This window comes from Paenarthrobacter sp. Z7-10 (genome assembly GCF_026932795.1).
Lineage (GTDB): Bacteria > Actinomycetota > Actinomycetes > Actinomycetales > Micrococcaceae > Arthrobacter_M.
Window position 1 is genome coordinate 57488 of record NZ_JADPVH010000011.1, and the last position, 19472, is coordinate 76959.

The 19472-nt window shown below is 64.0% G+C and carries 17 protein-coding genes and 1 tRNA gene; 12 read left to right on the forward strand and 6 right to left on the reverse strand.

Annotated elements, in window-relative coordinates; genetic code table 11:
• Positions 1–4: 4 nt before the first annotated feature.
• Complete coding sequence (locus IV498_RS05345) at positions 5–1087, forward strand: LLM class flavin-dependent oxidoreductase (RefSeq protein ID WP_269045528.1); 1083 nt, start codon at positions 5–7, stop codon at positions 1085–1087.
• A gap of 36 nt (positions 1088–1123) precedes the next feature.
• On the opposite strand, the gene IV498_RS05350 is transcribed toward IV498_RS05345, so the two are convergent.
• The 3 genes from IV498_RS05350 to IV498_RS05360 form a co-directional block, all read right to left on the reverse strand.
• Positions 1124–1948: an amino acid ABC transporter ATP-binding protein gene (locus tag IV498_RS05350; protein ID WP_330059162.1), complete on the reverse strand. Its 825-nt coding sequence runs from the start codon at positions 1946–1948 to the stop codon at positions 1124–1126.
• Positions 1935–2600, reverse strand: coding sequence for an amino acid ABC transporter permease (locus IV498_RS05355; protein ID WP_269045529.1), 666 nt, complete (start codon positions 2598–2600; stop codon positions 1935–1937). The genes IV498_RS05350 and IV498_RS05355 overlap by 14 nt, the downstream gene beginning before the upstream one ends.
• Before the next feature lie 87 nt (positions 2601–2687).
• Positions 2688–3509 (reverse strand): amino acid ABC transporter substrate-binding protein, encoded by an 822-nt coding sequence (locus tag IV498_RS05360; protein ID WP_269045530.1) that lies wholly within the window; start codon positions 3507–3509, stop codon positions 2688–2690.
• A gap of 309 nt (positions 3510–3818) precedes the next feature.
• Here IV498_RS05360 and IV498_RS05365 point away from each other — a divergent pair, with 309 nt between their 5' ends.
• Complete coding sequence (locus tag IV498_RS05365) at positions 3819–5720, forward strand: ABC transporter ATP-binding protein (protein ID WP_269045531.1); 1902 nt, start codon at positions 3819–3821, stop codon at positions 5718–5720.
• A 98-nt stretch (positions 5721–5818) separates the two neighbouring features.
• Here IV498_RS05365 and IV498_RS05370 read toward each other — a convergent pair whose 3' ends face one another.
• Together IV498_RS05370 and IV498_RS05375 are read right to left on the reverse strand one after the other, a co-directional pair.
• The gene (locus tag IV498_RS05370; RefSeq protein ID WP_269045532.1) at positions 5819–6253 is read right to left on the reverse strand and encodes a DUF6314 family protein; all 435 of its coding nucleotides are present in this window, start codon (positions 6251–6253) and stop codon (positions 5819–5821) included.
• 4 nt (positions 6254–6257) lie between these two features.
• A tRNA-Arg gene (locus tag IV498_RS05375) sits at positions 6258–6331 on the reverse strand.
• An 89-nt stretch (positions 6332–6420) separates the two neighbouring features.
• Between IV498_RS05375 and IV498_RS05380 the strand changes: the two genes are divergently transcribed.
• Positions 6421–7185, forward strand: coding sequence for a DUF998 domain-containing protein (locus tag IV498_RS05380; protein WP_269045533.1), 765 nt, complete (start codon positions 6421–6423; stop codon positions 7183–7185).
• Here IV498_RS05380 and IV498_RS05385 read toward each other — a convergent pair.
• The gene (locus tag IV498_RS05385; RefSeq protein WP_269045534.1) at positions 7142–7873 is read right to left on the reverse strand and encodes a hypothetical protein; all 732 of its coding nucleotides are present in this window, start codon (positions 7871–7873) and stop codon (positions 7142–7144) included. The two genes, IV498_RS05380 and IV498_RS05385, sit on opposite strands and share 44 nt — an antisense overlap.
• Positions 7874–8038: 165 nt before the next feature.
• On the opposite strand from IV498_RS05385, the gene IV498_RS05390 reads away from it, so the two are divergent.
• From IV498_RS05390 to IV498_RS05430, 9 genes are all read left to right on the forward strand, one after another.
• Positions 8039–8851 (forward strand): inositol monophosphatase family protein, encoded by an 813-nt coding sequence (locus tag IV498_RS05390; RefSeq protein ID WP_442951296.1) that lies wholly within the window; start codon positions 8039–8041, stop codon positions 8849–8851.
• A 130-nt stretch (positions 8852–8981) separates the two neighbouring features.
• Positions 8982–11363, forward strand: a complete 2382-nt coding sequence (pcrA, locus tag IV498_RS05395) for a DNA helicase PcrA (protein WP_442951294.1) — start codon at positions 8982–8984, stop codon at positions 11361–11363.
• Between the two features lie 247 nt (positions 11364–11610).
• A complete protein-coding gene (sucC, locus tag IV498_RS05400; protein WP_269045537.1) occupies positions 11611–12777 on the forward strand; it encodes an ADP-forming succinate--CoA ligase subunit beta in 1167 nt (388 codons plus the stop codon).
• A 50-nt stretch (positions 12778–12827) separates the two neighbouring features.
• Entirely contained in the window at positions 12828–13730 is a 903-nt protein-coding gene (gene sucD / locus IV498_RS05405) for a succinate--CoA ligase subunit alpha (protein ID WP_269045538.1), read from the forward strand.
• Between the two features lie 110 nt (positions 13731–13840).
• The gene (locus IV498_RS05410) at positions 13841–14896 is read left to right on the forward strand and encodes a zinc-dependent alcohol dehydrogenase family protein (protein WP_269045539.1); all 1056 of its coding nucleotides are present in this window, start codon (positions 13841–13843) and stop codon (positions 14894–14896) included.
• Positions 14897–15150: 254 nt separating this feature from the next.
• Positions 15151–16140 (forward strand): 5-dehydro-2-deoxygluconokinase, encoded by a 990-nt coding sequence (gene iolC / locus IV498_RS05415; protein WP_269045540.1) that lies wholly within the window; start codon positions 15151–15153, stop codon positions 16138–16140.
• Between the two features lie 26 nt (positions 16141–16166).
• Positions 16167–17132: a Cgl0159 family (beta/alpha)8-fold protein gene (locus tag IV498_RS05420; RefSeq protein ID WP_269045550.1), complete on the forward strand. Its 966-nt coding sequence runs from the start codon at positions 16167–16169 to the stop codon at positions 17130–17132.
• Positions 17133–17149: 17 nt separating this feature from the next.
• A complete protein-coding gene (gene iolD / locus IV498_RS05425) occupies positions 17150–19075 on the forward strand; it encodes a 3D-(3,5/4)-trihydroxycyclohexane-1,2-dione acylhydrolase (decyclizing) (RefSeq protein ID WP_269045551.1) in 1926 nt (641 codons plus the stop codon).
• Between the two features lie 109 nt (positions 19076–19184).
• On the forward strand, positions 19185–19472 hold a 288-nt coding region (locus tag IV498_RS05430; RefSeq protein ID WP_269045541.1), incomplete at its 3' end, for an aldehyde dehydrogenase family protein.

The following is a 19472-nucleotide window of genomic DNA, read 5'->3' on the forward strand; positions in this document are numbered from 1 at the left end:
GAGCATGGAACTCGGAATTTTCAGCTTTGGCGACATCCACCCCAATCCGGTCACCGGGGAGCGCGTCTCGGCGGCCCAAAACACGGCGGATCTGCTCGAGCGGGCACGGCTGGCCGACGACGTCGGACTGCACTACGTGGGCATTTGGCGAGCACCCCGGCCGGACTATTCCGTCACCTCGCCGTCCACCGTGCTGGCAGCCATGGCGGCGCAGACCCACAATATTCATCTGGGCAGCGCCGTGACAGTTCTGAGCACCGAGGACCCGGTCCGGGTGTTCCAGCAGTTCGCCACCTTGGACCTGATCTCCCAAGGACGTGCGGAACTGACTGCCGGACGGGGTTCATTCATCGAGTCCTACCCGCTCTTTGGCGCCAAGCTGGAGGACTACGACGCGCTCTACGAGGAGAAAATCGACCTGCTGCTGCGGCTCAATGCGCAGGAACGAATTACTTGGCGGGGCAATTTCCGGCCCGCGCTGGAGAACGCCCTGATCCTGCCGCGCCCCTTCCGGCAGGAGCTGGACATCTGGATCGCCACCGGCGGGACGCCGCAGTCAACGGTCAGGGCCGCGCTGCTGGGCAAATCCGTGATGTATGCGATCCTGGGCGGAGCCGTCACCAATTTTGAACGTCACACGGAGCTGTATCGGCAGACTGCGGCGGAAGCCGGGCACGATGCTGGAACGCTGCGGGTGGGCGCCAGCACGCCGGGATTGATCCTGCGCCAGGGTGCGCTGGATACCTATCGGCCCTATTGGATGGAATCGATGACCCGGATTGCTTCCGAACGCGGCTTCCCCATGCCCAGCGAAGTGACCTACCGCGCCCAGAGCGCTCCCGCCGGCGCATTATTTGTCGGTACCCCGGAAGAGGTGGCCAAAAAGATAGTCCGGATGCACTCACATATGCAGCATGACCGGCAGATCTTCCAGCTGGATTTCTCCTCGGTGCCGCAGAAGCTGGTGCTGGAATCCATTGAACTGCTCGGAACCGAGGTGCTGCCGCTTGTTAACCAGGAACTGGGTCACACGGCGACCGGGAGGAAAACGGGCCGGACAGGGTTAGAACTGGCGCGACAGCGTTAGGACTCGTGCGACAGGGTTAGAACTCGTGCAGCAGGGCTAGAACTCGTGCAGCAGCCGCCGGACAAACTGCTGGGTCCGCTCCTGCTGCGGATCCCGCAGCACCTCCGAGGCGGGGCCGCGTTCCACCACCACGCCACCGTCCATGAAGATCACTTCATCGGCCATCTGCCGGGCAAAGGCAAGCTCATGCGTGACGATCACCATCGTCCAGCCCTCCTCTGCCAGTTCCTTGATCACCGTTAACACGTCGCCGACCAGTTCGGGATCCAGCGCCGAGGTTGGTTCGTCGAAGAGCAGCAGTTGTGGCTTGAGCGCCAACGCGCGGACAATGCCCACACGCTGCTGCTGGCCGCCGGAGAGCTCGAAAGGGTAAGCGTCCTTCTTCTCCAGCAGGCCGACCCGGTCCAGCAGCCGCTCGGCTTCCTTGACCACCTCGGCCCGCGGGCGCTTCTGTACCTTAATTGGACCCTCAGTGACGTTCTGCAGCACCGTCATATGCGGGAAAAGATTGTAGTGCTGGAAAACCATGGCGCTTCGGTCACGGAGCGCGGAGATCTCCCGGCCGCTGACTTTGGCGCCGAAATCGAGCCGGAGTCCGCTTGAGGTACCGGCTGAACGGCCAGCCGATCCACCCGCCGGCCCCTCAGCCGACGCGCCGACGGCGACCGTGCCGCCGTCGGGCATCTCCAGACCGTTGAGGCAGCGCAGTACCGTGGTCTTGCCCGACCCCGAGGGCCCGATCAGGGCAACCACCTTGCCCCGATAAACATCAAGGTCGATGCCGCGAAGCACCACATTGGAGCCGAAGGCCTTGGCCAGGTCGCGGACCTGCAGCACCGGCGTATCGTTAGTGGGCAACATAGCGGTCCAATCTCTTTTCAAGCAGCGACTGTGCGCTGGAGAGCACCAGGCAGATCACCCAGTACACCGCAGCAGCTTCCAGGTACAAAGCCATGAATTCCTGGCTGAAGGCCGCTACCTGCTGGGCATTGCGGAACAGCTCCGTAACCAGGATCAGGGAGGCCAGCGAGGTGTCCTTGACCAGCGAAATGAACGTGTTGGACAGCGGCGGTACGGAAACCCGGGCAGCCTGCGGCAGGATGATCCGCACCAGGGCCTGGCCGCGGGACATCCCGATGGTGTGTCCGGCCTCCCACTGACCCTTGGGCACGGACAGGATGGCGGCCCGGATCACCTCGGCCGCGTAACCGCCCACGTTGAGTGAGAAGGCGATGATCGCGCTCGGCCACGGGTCCAGCTTCACCCCGACAGTGGGCAGGCCATAGAAGATGACGAACAACTGCACCAGCAGCGGCGTGCCACGGATCACGGAGACGTAAAAGCGCGCCACGCCGGAAACCACGGCGTTCCGGCTCAGCCGCATCAAGGCCACGATCAGGGCCAGGATGAGACCGAGCGAAAACGACGCCAGCGTCAGCGGAATGGTGCCTTTGATGGCGCCGCCAATCAGCGGTCCCAGAGAACTCCAGATGAGATCCCAGTCGAAAGTCATGCTTCAGCCTAACCGTGCCGGAAATTGTGCGGGTGGTGCCTGACCGTGGACTCTGACAGGCACTGCCGCGCCACGGGACGCGTCGGCTTACTTGGAGACGTCCGCGCCGAAATACTTCATCGAGATCTTCGTCAGCGTTCCGTCCGATTGCAGGTCCGCGAGCGCCTTGTCCACCGCCTTGACCAGCGCGGTGGCGCCCTTGTGGAAGGCAAATGCATTTTTGGACTTGTCAGCGGTTTCCGCCGCGATTTTCAGCCCGGCGTTCGGGTTGGTCTTGGTGTAGTCAAGGTAGGTGAGCTTGTCATTGACGACGGCGTCCACGCGGCCCTGCCGCAGCAGTGCGATGGCCTGGGCCCAGCCCTCGACGGCTTGGACGTTGGCACCGCTTTGCTGCGCCAGTTTGTAGTAGTTGCTGGTCAGCGACTGGGCCGTGGTCTTACCTTTCAGGCTGTCAAAGCTGGTGATGGAGTTGTCATCAGCCTTGGTCACAATGACTCCGGGCGAAATCGTGTAGGGAGTGGAGAAATCATACTTCGCGCTGCGTTCGGGGTTGATCGAGATCTGATTGGCGATCATGTCGAAGCGCTTGGCTTCCAGGCCGGCGAAGATGCCGTCAAACTGAGTCTCGCGGAAGGTCGCCTTAACGCCCAGCTTTGCGGCAACGGCCTTGGCGATCTCCACGTCATATCCGGTCAAGCTGCCGGAGCCGCCCTCGTGGTAGGTGAACGGCTTGTAGGTTCCCTCGGTGGCAACCACCAGTTCGCCCTTGGACTGCACATCGCTCAGCGACGTGTCCGCCCCACCCGAGGAGGACGATGAAGGGCTGGAACCGGCACCGGAGGAGCAGGCGCCGAGCGCCAACGTGATCGCGGCGGCCAGGCCGACGGCGGCAAAACGGCGACGGTTCATGGGATAGTCCTTCTTCCGGGAGTTTCAAAACCAAACCGGGAGTCCCCGGCGGGCGCAGGTTGCGACAGTAGCAGTTGTAACGCGTTTGCGGCCCGCGCTTATTTCCCCGCATGACGCCGTTGTGACGAAGGCAACCCTGCGCACGGGAAGATCAGGAGGCGGGAAGCGGGAAGTGCGGCTAACCCCGGGGAGCGGGGAGCGGGGAGCGGGGAGCGGTTAGCGGAGTAGGTTAGCGGCGACACCGCTGAGGTCCTACGCTTATACAGCGGATATACCGCAGTTACACAGCAGTAGTAGGAGAAAACCGCCATGAGTATGGAAGGCGCCGCCTGGAGCTCGCTCTGGAGCACAATGCGCTCGGACAAGAGCGGCAATGGCATTTCGAAGGACACGCCACGGCGTACCTTGGCCTTCGCCAAGCCCTACCGCGGCCGGCTGGCCTTGTTTGTGGTGCTCTCGGTGATATCGGCCGTCCTGGCCGTGGCCACGCCGGTGCTGGCAGGACGCGTGGTGGATGCAATCGTTGCGCGTTCGGACGTGCAGGTGGTCATCAACCTGGCGCTGCTGATCGCCCTCGTCGCGGTCCTGGATGCAGGATTTTCGCTGGTGATCCGCTGGATCTCCGCCAATCTGGGCGAAGGCGTGATCTTGGACCTGCGCACCTCGGTGTTCAACCATGTGCAGAAAATGCCCATCGCTTTCTTCACCCGAACGCGAACCGGCGCTCTGGTCAGCCGGCTCAACAATGACGTGATCGGCGCCCAGCAGGCCTTCAGCGGCACGCTCTCCGGCATCGTCAGCAACTCCGTTGCGCTGGTCCTGACCCTGATTGTGATGCTCGGGAAGTCCTGGCAGGTGACTCTGCTGGCCCTGGTGCTGCTGCCGATCTTCCTGATCCCGGCCCGGCGCTTCGGCTCCCGATTGGCTGGCTTCCGGCGTGAAGCGGCCAATCTGAATGCGGACATGAGCACGCAGATGACGGAGCGTTTCTCGGCTCCGGGTGCCACCCTGGTCAAGCTCTTCGGCCGGCCGGCCGACGAAGCCCGCGAATTCAGCCACCGAGCCCGGCGGGTCCGGGATATCGGCGTCCGCACCGCCGTGATGCAGTTCGTTTTCTTCAGCGCGCTGATGCTGGTGTCCTCGCTGGCGCTTGCCCTGGTCTCTGGGCTGGGCGGCTACTTCGCCATCCGCGGGCCGCTGGCGGTGGGCGACGTCGTCGTGCTGGCCCTGCTGCTGACCCGCCTTTACGCGCCGCTCACCGCGCTTGCGAACGCCCGGGTGGACATCATGAGCGCGCTGGTCAGTTTCGACCGCGTTTTTGAAATCCTCGATCTGAAACCACTGATTGTGCAGAAGCCAGACGCCCGTGAGATTCCGCGGGGCCCGGTTGGAGTGCAGTTCGACGACGTCCGGTTCGCCTACCCGTCGGCCGACAAGGTCTCGCTCGCCTCGCTGGAAGATGTCGCGATGCTGGACACCCGGGGAGGGGAAGAGGTGCTGCACGGCATCAGTTTCCGGGCGGAACCGGGGCAAACCATTGCCCTCGTCGGTTCCTCCGGAGCCGGAAAGTCCACCATCGCCCAGCTGCTCTCGCGCCTGTACGACGTCGATTCCGGCGCCGTCCGGCTGGCCGGGGTCGATGTGCGGGACGTGAGCTTCGATTCGCTGCGCCAGACCATTGGCATGGTGACCCAGGACGGACACCTGTTCCACGAGTCCATCCGGTCCAACCTGCGCCTGGCCCGACCGGACGCTACCGATGAGCAAATCTGGGACGCACTACACCGGGCACGGCTGCAGGACATGATTGAGTCGCTCCCGGATGGGCTGGACACGGTGGTTGGTGAGCGCGGGTACCGGCTTTCCGGTGGCGAGCGGCAGCGGCTGACCATCGCCCGGCTGCTGCTGGTCCAGCCCGCCGTCGTGATCCTGGATGAGGCGACGGCGGCGCTGGACTCGACGAACGAGGCGGCGGTTCAGGCGGCATTGGGCGAGGCGCTCAAGGACCGTACCGCGATCGTGATAGCCCACCGTCTCTCCACCATCCGCAGTGCCGACGCCATCTTGGTCATCGAGGGCGGAAACATTGTTGAGCGGGGCACGCACGAGGACCTGCTGGCCGCCCGGGGACGGTATGCCGAACTGCACGACACGCAGTTTGCCCAGGCCGTCGCCGCCGTGGTCGACGCCGACGCTCCGCTGGCCTCCTAGCCAGACGAGGCTCTTCCTCGGCGGTCAGTGTTCCCGCGAACATCGGGATCCGGGGAAGGGCAGCGCTGTTGGGGAAGGGCAGCGTTGCCGGGGAAGGATCACGGCTCCCGGAAGAGGGACGTTTGAAGCAGCAGGTTTTTCGCTGGACCGCGAACATCCCATTCAAAGTCGAGCCGGTCCCGTGAGCGGGCGTCATAGCGGACCCGGTAGTCATCCGGGGCGCACCAATGATCGCTGGACCAACTGCCGGTGGACAGGTCCATGCGGTGGAAGGGCCTGCCATCCGTGAATAGAACGTCCAGCGCGCATGGTTCGGTCGTCTGGCGCAGCAGATATTCCCGGCTGGCGGGCCCACTGTGCGTCGGCCACATCATGGTGCCCTGTTCGCTTTGCCGCAGGCCGCCGTCGTCCGCCGTAAAAAGAACGAACCCCATCAAGGTGCCCTCCACGGCGGCGCCGCGGTTGCGCAGGACCCGCTCCAGACGCCAGCGACCCAACAGATATGAGCGCAGGTCGGCGACGGCGAAGGTCATCACGTGCGCGAGGCGGGATTCGAACCCGCGACCTTCCCTTTAGGAGAGGGACGCTCTATCCTGCTGAGCTACTCACGCGTGCTCCGGCAAGGCCGGTGCCTTTTCTACAATACCGGCTACCTTACCGGTTCCGGTGCCATGTCGGTGGTCCGGGCTAGGGTATTGCTGTGGCCACCTCCGCAGCGCAGAATCTCCCAGCCCGCAATGCCCGGCTCCAGCTGGCCGGCACCAGGAGCCTTGTCGGTGCCTGGGCCAAAATCAGTATCCTGCAGTACTTCCTGGCCGAGGCGGCTGTCATTGCCGGCTGGGCCGGACCCTTGCCCTACAGCCGGCGGCTGGATGTCATCAGCGACTTGGGCGCCCGATCCTGCGGTGTCTACGACGGTCGCGCGGTGTGCTCACCCCTGCACATCCTGATGAATGTGTCCTTTATTGTCCAAGGCGTGGCGATGATGGTCGGCGCCGTGCTGCTGAGCACCGCGCTGTTTCGGATTGCCGCCCGGCCGGAGCCGCCGACGGCGGTCAAACGGCCGGGTTGGGCCATTCTGACCAGGCTGCTGGTGGGGCTGTCCGGGCTGGGGGTCATGGTGGTCGGGTTTGTGCCGGAGGACGTTGACACGCCACTGCACTTTGCCGGCGCCAGTGTGTTCTTCGTTGCGGGGGGCTTATCCTTGCTCGCATTGTGGTGGAGTTGGCGACGGCTGCGCCTGATCAGCTGGTTCTTGTTGCTGTGCGGGACACTTTCGCTGGTGTCAACGATCCTGTTCGCGCTGGTCCCCGCGTTGGAGCGCGGAACGCTGGAGCGGCTGATGGCTTACCCGATCACCCTCGGCTTGTCCTTGGTGGGCGTGACAGTGACCCGGGGTGTGCGGCAGGCGCGTCAAAATATCAGGAAGGACGCTGTTGCGCGGTCGAGGTCGTCCCCGTCCTAAGCTTTTGGCGGCCTCGTTGGCCACGGTAAAGTGCCCAGGCGCTGGCCAGCACGGAAATCGTCAGTAGGACCCAGGAAGCCGTGACCAGGATGCTGGCCAGGGCAACCCGGGCCGGATCTGGTGCAGGTCCGGACAGCACCCCGTCAATTGCAAAATTCGCCCAGAGTTCGGCGATGACGAAGAGCAGTGGCGGTATCCACAGGGCCCTGCGCAGGGCCTTGTTCGCCACATTGAGGCCAATGAGAATTGCCGAAGTCAGAGCGAACACCAGCGGAAACAGCGTTCCGGCCGTCTTATGGACAAATTGCAGCTGACCCAATGCGGCCGGGTTCATCGCCGCCCGCAGTTGGTCCACATAACCCGGATCAAAACCACCTGGCAGCGAATCCGGCATGGCACGGCCACCGGCGAGCTGGGTCATTTGGTTCAGCGTCAGCAAATGGAGGTACCAAAACAGGAAAGCGCTGGCAACCACCCCGGCAATGACTATCAGGTTCGGGTTCCCCTGCGCGCGGGCAGGGTCTGTCTTGGCACCTGCGCTGTTGGCACCTGCGCTGTTGGCACTTGGGCTGTTGGCACTTGCGCCCTTGGCGCCACCGCCGGCTCGGCTGCCCGCACCGGGTCCCTGGGCAGCTGGTGTGGCGGGGGTGCCATGTTTAGCGGCTCGCTGGGCGGGGGTTTTGGCCATACCGTCATTATCCCCCACCAGTAGGGTTGACTTATGGCAGCTTCACGCCGGGCCCGTCCCGGAGACCCGGAATGGGCCGGTGCACGCGAACGCCCGGATCCAGTTGGACCAGAGACCTCCCTGTCGGACGACAGGCTTGCCGCCGAACTGGTCCGCACCGCGGGAATGCTGGCTTTGCGGCTGCGTGCGGAGGGGTTGACGGGCGAACGAAAGACTTCCGTTTCCGATGTCGTCACCGCCGCGGACCACGCTGCCGAACGCTATATTGTCGACCAGCTGAGGCGGTGCCGGCCGGATGACGGCATCCGCGGTGAGGAGGGCGCGAGCCACGCCGGCGGCAGCGGCCGAGTGTGGGTGATCGATCCGGTGGACGGAACCTACAATTTCCTCAGCGGCTTTACCTACTGGTGCTCGGCATTGGCTCTTAAAGTCGAGGGGAGCGCGTCGGCGGCAGGGGACAATGGCCAAGACAATAACCGCGACAATGGTCGCGACGATGGCTGGGACAATGGCCGGGACGGCGCAGGAGAGCCCAGGGTTCTGCTCGGCGCCATCTACCAGCCGCAGGAGGACAAACTCTGGCTGGGCGGCGTGAACTGTCCGGCAACGCTGAACGGCCAGCCAATCATGGTGGCAGCGGACCTGCCGCTGGCCGAGATCAGCGCCGGCACTTACCTGCATCCGACCTGGCTGGTTCAGAACCGGGCGGCCAGCCCGTGGCGTGCCGCGGCTGCGGGCGCGGCGACGCTCCGGATGCTTGGCTCCGGGTCCTGCGATCTGGCCCGTGTGGCAGACGGAACATTGGGCTGCTGGTTCCAGCACAGCTGTCCGGAATGGGACTGGCTGCCCGGCAAGGCCATCGTCGGTGCGGCCGGCGGCAGCACCGCCGCCGTTCGTGTCAACGAGCTGGACTGGTTCATCGCCGGTACCGCAACTGCCGTCGCAGAGGTAGCCGCTGCCCTGCGCCGAGGGGAATAAGGCCGTTCGTCAGTTCGGGGTCCGGGCGGCGACGGCACGGAATCCGGGGTGCCGCCCGCATGGCATCGATATGGCGTCCGGACGGCACCCGCCAAGCGCTGTCGGTGCCGGGAACTAGACTTGCTTCATCATGGATATGTTGTTCGACCCTCGCCCAGTGTTAACCCCTGCCCCCCTCCCTTCCGCCAGTGAACTGCTGTTCGGATTGAACCCGCAGCAGGACGAGGCGGTCAGGCATGCCGGGTCGCCGCTGCTGATCGTGGCAGGAGCAGGCTCGGGTAAAACCAGGGTCCTCAGCCATCGCATCGCCTACCTGCTGGCCACCCGCCGAGCCCATCCAGGCCAGGTCCTCGCCATTACCTTCACAAACAAGGCCGCGGCGGAGATGCGCGATCGTATTGAAAACTTGGTGGGCGAGCGGGCGAAGAGCATGTGGATCTCAACTTTCCACTCATCCTGCGTCCGCATTCTGCGCCGTGAGGCTTCGAACGTGGGGCTTAGTTCCAACTTCTCCATCTATGATTCGGCGGACACGCTTCGCTTGATCACCATGGTGGTCAAGGGGCTGGAGCTGGACCCCAAACGCTTCACGCCGAAGTCCATGCAGCACAAGATTTCCGCGCTGAAGAATGAGCTGATCGACGACGACTCCTACGCCTCGTCCGCCAACTCCGATGATCCGTTTGAACGGGCCGTCGCGGAGGTGTACCAGGGCTATACGCGCAGGCTTCGGCAGGCGAATGCGATGGACTTCGATGACCTGATCGCCCAAACAGTATTCATCTTCCGCGCCTTCCCCGGTGTGGCCGAGTACTACCAGCGTCGGTTCCGGCACGTGCTGGTGGATGAGTACCAGGACACCAACCATGCGCAGTACGCCCTGGTCCGCGAAATCGTCGGCGAGGGCGAGCACGCCGCGGAACTGACGGTGGTGGGGGATTCGGACCAGTCCATCTATGCCTTCCGCGGTGCGGATATCCGAAATATCGTCGAATTTGAGCAGGACTACCCCAACGCACGCACCATCAAACTCGAGCAGAATTACCGGTCCACGCAAAACATCCTGAACGCAGCCAATGCCGTCATTGCCCGCAATCCGAACCGGCCGCAGAAACATCTCTGGACGGCCGAGGGAAACGGCGAGAAGATCATCGGCTATGTTGCCGAGAACGAGCATGAGGAAGCCCGTTTCATCGCGGAGGAAATCGACAGGCTTCAGGATGAGGCGGAACTTCTCCCCGGCGATGTCGCCATCTTCTACCGCACTAATGCCCAGTCCCGCTCCATCGAGGAAATCCTGATGCGGGTCGGGCTGCCCTACAAGGTGGTCGGAGGCACCCGGTTTTATGAACGCAAGGAAATCAAGGATGCCCTGGCCTACCTACGGGTCCTGGTCAATCCGGACGATGACATCAATCTCCGCCGGATCGTCAACGAACCCAAGCGCGGCATCGGTGACCGAGCCGAAGGCGCCATCGCGGCGCTCGCCGAACGCGGGCGGATCTCCTTCCTGGCGGCCATGCGCCGGGCCGACGAAGCACCGGCAATGGCCACCCGCTCGATCAACGCCGTCAGCGGTTTCGTGAAGCTGATTGACGATCTGGCCGTCGTCGCGGCAGGATCCGGCGCCGTCTCGGCGCTGGAGGCGGTGCTGGAACAGACCGGTTACCTTGAGGGGCTGCGGGCCAGCACGGATCCGCAGGACGAATCCCGGGTGGAGAACCTCGCCGAGTTGGTCGCCGTCGTGCGCGAATACGAGCGGGATAATCCGGAGGGTACGCTGGGGGGCTTTCTGGAACAGGTGTCCCTGGTGGCGGATGCGGACCAGATTCCGGACGCGCCGGGGGGATCGGCCGCGGAAGCGGCCGCCGCCGTCGCCGAGGCGAAGCGGCTTGGCGTGGTGACGCTGATGACCCTGCACACGGCCAAGGGGCTGGAATTTCCGGTGGTCTTCCTGACCGGGATGGAACACGGCATTTTCCCGCATTCACGTTCAGCGGCGGATCCGAAGGAATTGGCGGAGGAACGCCGCTTGGCATATGTGGGACTGACCCGGGCCCGGAAACGGCTTTACCTGACCCGGGCAGAAGTTCGCAGTTTATGGGGGCAGAGCCAGTACAACCCGGCCAGCCAGTTCATCGACGAAGTTCCCGCAGAGCTGATCGACTGGAAACGGGAGGGCAGCGCCGCGATGGCACCTGCCATGGGTTCCGGCGGATTCGGTGGCGGCCGCTACGGCGGTTCCTTCTGGGGCGCCGGAACGGCCATCGGTGGACGTGACACCGGCCTGCTTCCGCCCAGTATTTCGGCCCGCAGCGCTGCCGGTCGGGTCCAGCCGCAGAAGGAAGTGGTGGCTGTTTCGGTGGGGGACAAGGTCAACCACACCAGCTTTGGCAACGGAACGGTGCTTGCCGTTGAAGGCGCGGGGGATAAGACGGTGGCGAAGGTGAAGTTCGACGCCGGCGAGAAACGCTTGCTGCTGCGTTATGCTCCGCTGACCAAGATCGCCTAAGCGCACCCCCATCGGACGGCGGCCGGCCCTGGAAACGGCCGGCCTCGGGACAGACTCCCGCAGGCACCAGGGCCGGCATCCTCGTTGATGTGTGGTTACTCACTAAACCGGTAGTCTGTAACGGGCGGTCACCGCCCCTGCACTAGAGTTCCACGTGGACTGTTGGGTCCTGTTTCCTCAACCGGGCCGGGCTCCACCATCGCAAGATTGATATGAATACTACTTCGACGTAGAAGGACGCAAACCAGTGGACCTGTTTGAATATCAGGCGCGCGATATGTTCGAGGCGCACGGTGTACCCGTGCTTGCCGGCATCGTGGCGCACACTCCTGAAGACGCAAAGGCAGCAGCCGGGAAGATCGGCGGCGTCACCGTTGTCAAGGCTCAGGTAAAGGCCGGTGGCCGCGGCAAGGCTGGCGGTGTCAAGGTCGCGAAGACCGCGGATGAGGCATTCGGCTACGCTTCCGACATCTTGGGCATGGACATCAAGGGCCACACCGTCCACACAGTCATGATCGCCCAGGGTGCCGACATCGCCGAGGAGTATTACTTCTCCGTTCTGCTGGACCGGGCGAACCGCAACTACTTGGCCATGTGCTCCGTTGAAGGTGGCGTGGAAATTGAGCAGCTCGCCGTGGAACGGCCCGAGGCACTGGCCCGCGTAGCCGTGGACCCCGCCGTGGGCATCGACCAGGCAAAGGCCGACGAAATTGTCGCCACCGCCGGATTCGCCCCGGAACTGCGTGCCGACGTCGCCGCTGTGATCATCAAATTGTGGGACGTTTTCGTCAAGGAAGACGCCACTCTGGTGGAAGTCAACCCCCTGGTCAAGACCGGAGACGGTCGCATCCTGGCCCTGGACGGCAAGGTCACGCTGGATGAGAACGCCGATTTCCGCCACCCCAAGCACGCCGTGCTGGAGGACAAGGAAGCCGCCGATCCGCTCGAGGCCAAGGCTAAGGCCGCGGGCCTGAACTACGTCAAGCTCGACGGCGAGGTCGGCGTTATCGGTAACGGCGCGGGTCTGGTGATGTCCACTTTGGACGTCGTCGCCTACGCCGGCGAGCAGCACGGCAACGTTAAGCCGGCCAACTTCCTGGACATCGGTGGTGGAGCCTCCGCCGAGGTGATGGCCGCCGGACTGGACGTCATCCTCAATGACCCCCAGGTCAAGAGCGTCTTCGTTAACGTCTTCGGTGGCATCACCGCCTGCGACGCCGTCGCGAAAGGTATTGTCGGCGCGCTGGCCGAACTCGGTTCCGCGGCGAACAAGCCGCTGGTCGTCCGGCTGGACGGCAACAACGTCGAAGAGGGCCGCCGCATTCTTGCCGAGGCCAACCATCCGCTGGTGACGCTGGCGGCCACCATGGACGAAGGCGCCGACAAGGCTGCCGAGCTCGCCAACGCCCGCTGACCGTATTTCGACAGGCTCATTAACCGAGTCGAGAGCCAGGAAGAGTAAGAATGTCTATTTATCTGAATAAAGATTCCAAGGTCATCGTCCAGGGCATCACTGGCGGCGAGGGCACCAAGCACACCGCGCTGATGCTCAAGGCCGGCACCCAGGTGGTCGGCGGCGTGAACGCCCGCAAGGCCGGTACCAGCGTTGTCCACGGTGACGTCGAACTGCCCGTTTTCGGCACCGTTGCCGAAGCGATCGAGAAGACCCGCGCGGACGTTTCCATCGTGTTTGTGCCGCCGGCCTTCACCAAGAACGCCGTCGTCGAAGCGATCGAGGCAGGCATTGGCCTCGTCGTCGTCATCACCGAGGGCGTCCCGGTCCAGGACTCGGCCGAGTTCTGGGCACTGGCCCAGTCCAAGCTGGACGCGGACGCCAAGCAGGTCACCCGTATTATCGGCCCGAACTGCCCCGGTATCATCACCCCGGGTGAGGCCCTGGTGGGCATCACGCCGAACAACATTACGGGCAAAGGTCCGATCGGCCTGGTGTCCAAGTCCGGCACCTTGACCTACCAGATGATGTACGAACTGCGTGACCTTGGTTTCTCGACGGCGATCGGCATCGGGGGAGACCCGGTCATCGGAACCACCCATATCGATGCGCTGGCTGCTTTCGAAGCCGACCCGGAGACCAAGGCGATTGTGATGATCGGTGAGATCGGTGGCGACGCAGAAGAGCGTGCCGCCGAGTTCATCAAGGCGAACGTCACCAAGCCCGTCGTCGGCTATGTTGCAGGCTTCACCGCTCCCGAGGGAAAGACGATGGGCCATGCCGGCGCCATCGTCTCCGGTTCGGCCGGAACCGCGCAAGCCAAGAAGGAAGCGCTGGAAGCAGCGGGGGTCAAGGTCGGCAAGACGCCGTCGGAAACCGCCACCCTGCTGCGTGAAGTCTACGCGGCCCTCTAAGCACCACCCCTGCCGCCGAAGCCCCAGCAACCCCACCAAACCCAAGTGGAGCTGCTGGGGTTTGGCGGCTTAACAGGGGGTTCGATGCCCCATCTGCCGAAAGGAACCACATGCGCGCCACCATCATCCACGGTCCAGGAGACATCCGCGTCGAGGACCGGGAGTACCCCACCCTTCAGCTGCCCGGCGACGTCATCGTCAAGGTCACCGCGGCGTGCGTCTGCGGCTCGGATCTGTGGCCCTACCGCGGCGTCAGCGCGGCACGTCCGGCGCATCCGATTGGGCACGAATTTGTCGGCGTGGTGGAAACCGTTGGCGACGCCGTCACGGCGTTTGCGCCCGGCGATTTTGTGATTGCGCCCTTCGTCGACAGCTGCGGAGCGTGCCCGCCGTGCCTCGACGGCGTGACCGTGGCCTGCGAGCACATCGCTTCCTGGGGCGGGAACGATGAACACGGCTTCCACGTCGACGGCGGACAGGGTCAGGCCGTGCGGGTGCCGCAGGCCGAAGCCACCCTCGTCAAAGTACCAGGGGTCGCGGAACCAGACGCGGCGCTCACCGCCAGTCTGCTCACTCTTTCGGATGTCATGTCCACCGGACACCATGCCGCCCTCGGTGCCAGAGTGGGACCTGGCCGGACCGTCGTCGTCGTCGGCGATGGCGCGGTGGGGCTGTGCGGCGTGCTGGCCGCCAAGCGGCTCGGCGCTGAGCGCATCATTGCCATGTCACGGCATGCCGACCGGCAGGTTTTGGCCCGCGAATTTGGTGCCACGGACATCGTGGCGGAACGCGGTGACGATGGCGTGGCCAAGGTTCGGGAACTGCTGGGCGGAGTGCTCGCCGACTCGGTGCTCGAGTGTGTCGGCACCAAGGAGTCCATGGACCAGGCCCTGCGCTCGACCAAGCCCGGCGGAAGCCTGGGCTTTGTCGGAGTGCCGACCGGAGGGGCTGATCTGCCGATCCGGTACCTGTTCGACACCAACATTTCGGTGGCGGGCGGGATGGCGCCAGCGCGGACCTATATTCCGGAACTGCTGGCGGATGTGCTGGCCGGCCGGATCAATCCAGGCCGGGTTTTCGATGTGGAAATGGCGCTGGAAGATGCTCCGGAGGCCTACAAAGCCATGGATGAGCGGCGCGCCATCAAGGTTCTGCTCAAGCCCTAACCGCGTTTCCTTCCGCCCAATTCCACCCCTTCCTCCCGGAAACCCCAGCAGATCCGCGAACCCCGAGCGAATCTGCTGGGGTTTCGCGGTCTTAAAGTGCGCTGTTGTAAGTATGTCAGCACAAAACTTTGACGGAACATGGAATCTGATGCAAAGTTGGAGGATGGCTGCGCTAACACGGCGCCCTAGGCCGCCACATCGGCAACGGATCTTCAGCTGGGTTGGGAATTGAGTTCCGGAAAGAGAGGTCCACGATGACCGTTCACGATGAACTTCTCACCATGGGACGCATCAGCGTCGATGTTTATCCCAACGAAATCGGGGTGGACCTGGAGGACGTCACCTCCTTCGGAAAATACCTTGGCGGATCGCCGTCGAACGTTGCCGTCGCAGCCGCACGGCACGGCCGCCGTGCCGCCGTGATCACCCGCACTGGAGACGATCCATTCGGGAACTATCTCCACCGTGAACTGCGCAAGTTCCACGTTGATGACCGGTTTGTGACGGCCGTCAAAGAGTGGCCGACACCGGTGACCTTCTGTGCGATCAAGCCGCCGGACGATTTCCCGCTGTACTTTTACCGCTTCCCGACCGCCCCGGACCTGCAGATCAAGGCCGAGGAACTGGATCTGGACGCCATCAGGAACGCGCGCATTTTCTGGTCGACAGTGACAGGGCTTTGCCAGGAACCCAGCCGGACGGCGCACATCAGGGCCCATGAAGCCCGCGCTCGAACAGAGCTTCAGGAAGGCCACTTCACCGTCCTTGACCTCGACTACCGCCCGATGTTCTGGGACACCGAGGAGGAGGCCCGCGAGCAGATTGCCAGGATCCTTCCACACGTCACGGTGGCCATCGGCAACGAGACTGAGTGCGCCGTGGCCGTAGGGGCGGGCACCCCGGATGAGCAAGCCGATCGGCTGCTGGCGGCGGGAGTGGAGATCGCTGTCGTCAAGCTGGGCCCGGCGGGGGTGATGGCCAAGACACGCACCGAACGGGTGGTTTCGGCGCCTGTTTCCGTGCAGACCGTCAACGGGCTTGGCGCCGGCGACTCCTTTGGGGGTGCCTTCTGCCACGGACTGCTGTCGGGCTGGCCGCTGGAACAGGTCCTGGATTACGCCAATGCCGCCGGGGCCATCGTCGCCTCCCGTCTGTCCTGCGCGGACGCCATGCCGACGCCGGAGGAAGTCACCTCGCTGCTGGCCGAACACGGCCGCCTCGTCCGGCAAGGAGCACAAAAGTGAGCCCGCACCACGCCGAACCGGGTCTTCTGGCGCCCGATTCGGTCCCCGCACCCAACTCGCAGGCGAACGACGATCCCCGCCGCTACGAGCACCTCAGCAGAATTCGGCTCGAAGATCCCGGCGCCGTTGCCCGCGCTGCCCAGTCCAGGGTTCGGCCCCCGGCCCCCCGTTCGGACAAGCAGAACTTCATCGTTGCCGCGGATCACCCGGCCCGGGGAGCTTTAGCCGTTGGATCAGATGCGAACGCGATGGCGGACCGGCGGGACCTGCTGGACCGGCTGCAGACAGCACTCTCGCACCCGGCCGTGGACGGCGTGCTGGCCTCGCCGGACATTTTGGATGATCTGCTGCTGCTGGGCGTCCTGGACGAAAAGCTGATCTTTGGCTCGATGAACCGCGGTGGCCTTGCCGGCTCCGTCCATGAAATTGACGATCGCTTCACCGGGCACAGCGCCGCAGCGCTGCAAGCGCTGGGCGCGACGGGCGGAAAGATGCTCACCCGGATCTGTCTGGGCGATTCCGCCACCGCAGCAGCACTGGAAGCCACCGCGAGAGCCATCGATTTATTGGCTGAGAGGGGATTGGTGGCAATGGTGGAACCGTTCCTCTCGGTTTGGGATAACGGCAGGCTGCGCAACGATCTGAGCCCCGACGCAGTGATCAAGTCCGTGGCCATCGCCTCGGCCTTGGGTTCGACCAGCGCCTATACCTGGATGAAGCTGCCGGTGGTACCAGAAATGGAGCGGGTAATGGCCTCCACAACCCTTCCCACTGTCCTGTTGGGTGGGGACCCGGACGGCTCGCCGGATGAGATCTTTTCCAGTTGGCAAAGTGCGCTGGCATTACCCGGGGTGCGCGGGCTGACCGTCGGCAGGACGCTGCTCTACCCGCAGGATGGCAATGTTGCGGGAGCCATTGCCGCCGCCGCCTCGCTGCTTAGCACCAGCGCGCATGCCAATACCGTCCCCTCGGCCTTAAACCGAAAGGATTAACCATGGTCACGCGCAGAATGACAGTGGCCCAGGCGGTGGTGAAATTCCTGGCCAACCAGTTCACCGTGGACAGGATTGGCACGGAGGACTACCGCGAACGACTGATCCCCGGGATGTTCGGCATCTTCGGCCACGGCAACGTGGCCGGTGTGGGCCAGGCGCTGAAGCAGTATCAGGTCGCGGACCCGGCACTGATGCCGTACTACCCGGGCCGTAACGAGCAGGCCCAGGTGCATCAGTCGGTGGGGTATGCCCGGCACACCCGGCGCCGCGCCGCCTTCGCCGTCAGCACCTCGATCGGCCCAGGCGCCACCAACCTGCTTACCGGTGCGGCACTGGCCACCACTAACCGCTTGCCAGTGCTGCTGCTGCCCAGCGATGCCTTCGCGACCCGCGCAGCTGACCCGGTGCTGCAGCAGTTGGAGCGCCCTGATGCCTACGATGTCACGGTTAACGATGCCTTCCGGCCGGTGTCCCGGTTTTTTGACCGCGTATCCCGGCCGGAGCAACTCTATTCCGCTCTCTACAACGGGCTGCGTGTCCTGACGGATCCGGCTGAAACGGGAGCCGTGACGATTTCCCTGCCGCAGGATGTCCAGGCTGAGGCACTTGACGTGCCGGTGGAATTTCTGGCCGAGCGCGAATGGCGTATCCGCCGTCCGGAGCCGGAGGAGGAGGACATCCGGCGGGCCGCCGCCGCCATCCGGACGGCCCAGCGCCCACTGATCATTGCCGGCGGTGGAGTACATTATGCCTTTGCCGTCGAGGAGTTGGCGCGTTTTGCCGAGCTCACTGGAATTCCGGTGGCGAACACACAGGCTGGCGTGGGCGTGCTGCCGTGGGACCATGCGCTCTCACTCGGCGCCGTGGGTTCTACGGGCACGACGGCGGCGAACGCGTTGGCAGCTCAGGCGGATCTGATCATCGGGATCGGCACGCGCTACGAGGACTTCACCACCGCCTCGCGCACCGCCTTCCAGAACCCGAACGTACGCTTCATTAACGTCAATGTTGCTGCACTGGATGCTTACAAACTCGGCGCCGCGGTGCCGATTGTGGCCGACGCCCGCAAGGCCCTGGTGAAATTAAACCAGGCCCTGTCCGGTTATCGGGTGGGCGCAGAGCTGGACCGGGAGGTTGCCGCCGAAAAGAAGCGCTGGAATTCGACCGTCGATGAAGCCTTTGACGTCCGAAACTCCCCGCTGCCGTCCCAGAACGAGATTATCGGTGCCGTAAACCGGGCCATGGACGTCCGGGACGTGGTGGTCTGCGCGGCCGGATCCCTGCCCGGCGACCTGCATAAGATGTGGCGCGTCCGGGACCCCTTCGGGTACCACGTGGAGTACGCCTATTCGTGTATGGGCTACGAGATACCCGGGGGATTAGGCGTTAAACGCGCGGTCCTGACGGAGACGGCGCGCGGCGCAGCCGACCGGAACGTCGTCGTGCTGGTGGGGGACGGGTCATATCTCATGATGCACACCGAACTGGTCACCGCCGTCGCCGAACGCATCAAGCTGATCGTGGTGCTGATCCAAAACCACGGCTATGCTTCCATCGGCGCGCTCTCCGAATCGCTGGGTTCGCAACGCTTCGGTACCCAATACCGCGCGCTGGACACCGAGCATCACACGTTCGACGACGGCGAGAGACTGCCGGTCGACCTGGCCGCCAATGCCGAAAGCCTGGGCGTCAAGGTAATCCGGATCGTGCCTGGAAAGGAGATGGTGGCCGATCTCGAAGCTGGCATCAAGAGCGCGAAAGCTGCGCCCGAGGAGGGCGGTCCGATCTTGATCCATATCGAGTCCGACCCGCTGCTGGACGCGCCCAGCTCAGAATCCTGGTGGGATGTGCCGGTTGCCCAGACCTCGGAGCTGGAATCCACCCGGAGCGCTTTCAAAACCTACACCGAACATAAAGCCCGGCAACGTCCGCACCTATAGATTCTTACGCGGCCGGGGACTATCCGTCGCCGCGCAGCACTTTTCGGCGGACCGCGGAATTGCGGCCCCAGACCATTCCTCCATAAACGCTCATTCCTAAGGAGTCAGTATGACGACGACTATTAATCATTTCATTGATGGTGCGGAAACGCCGGGGGTGGGTGAGCGTACGCAGCCGGTTTTTAACCCGGCGACGGGTGCTGTTTCGGCTGAGCTGCGGTTGGCTAACCGCTCGGATTTGGAGACTGTTGTTGCCGCTGCCCGCAGGGCCGCGGACAGTTGGGGTGATGTGTCGTTGTCCAAGCGCACTAACGTCTTGTTTCGGTTCCGTGAGTTGGTGGCCGGGCATGTGGATGAACTGGCGGCGCTGATTACTGCTGAGCATGGGAAGGTCCTT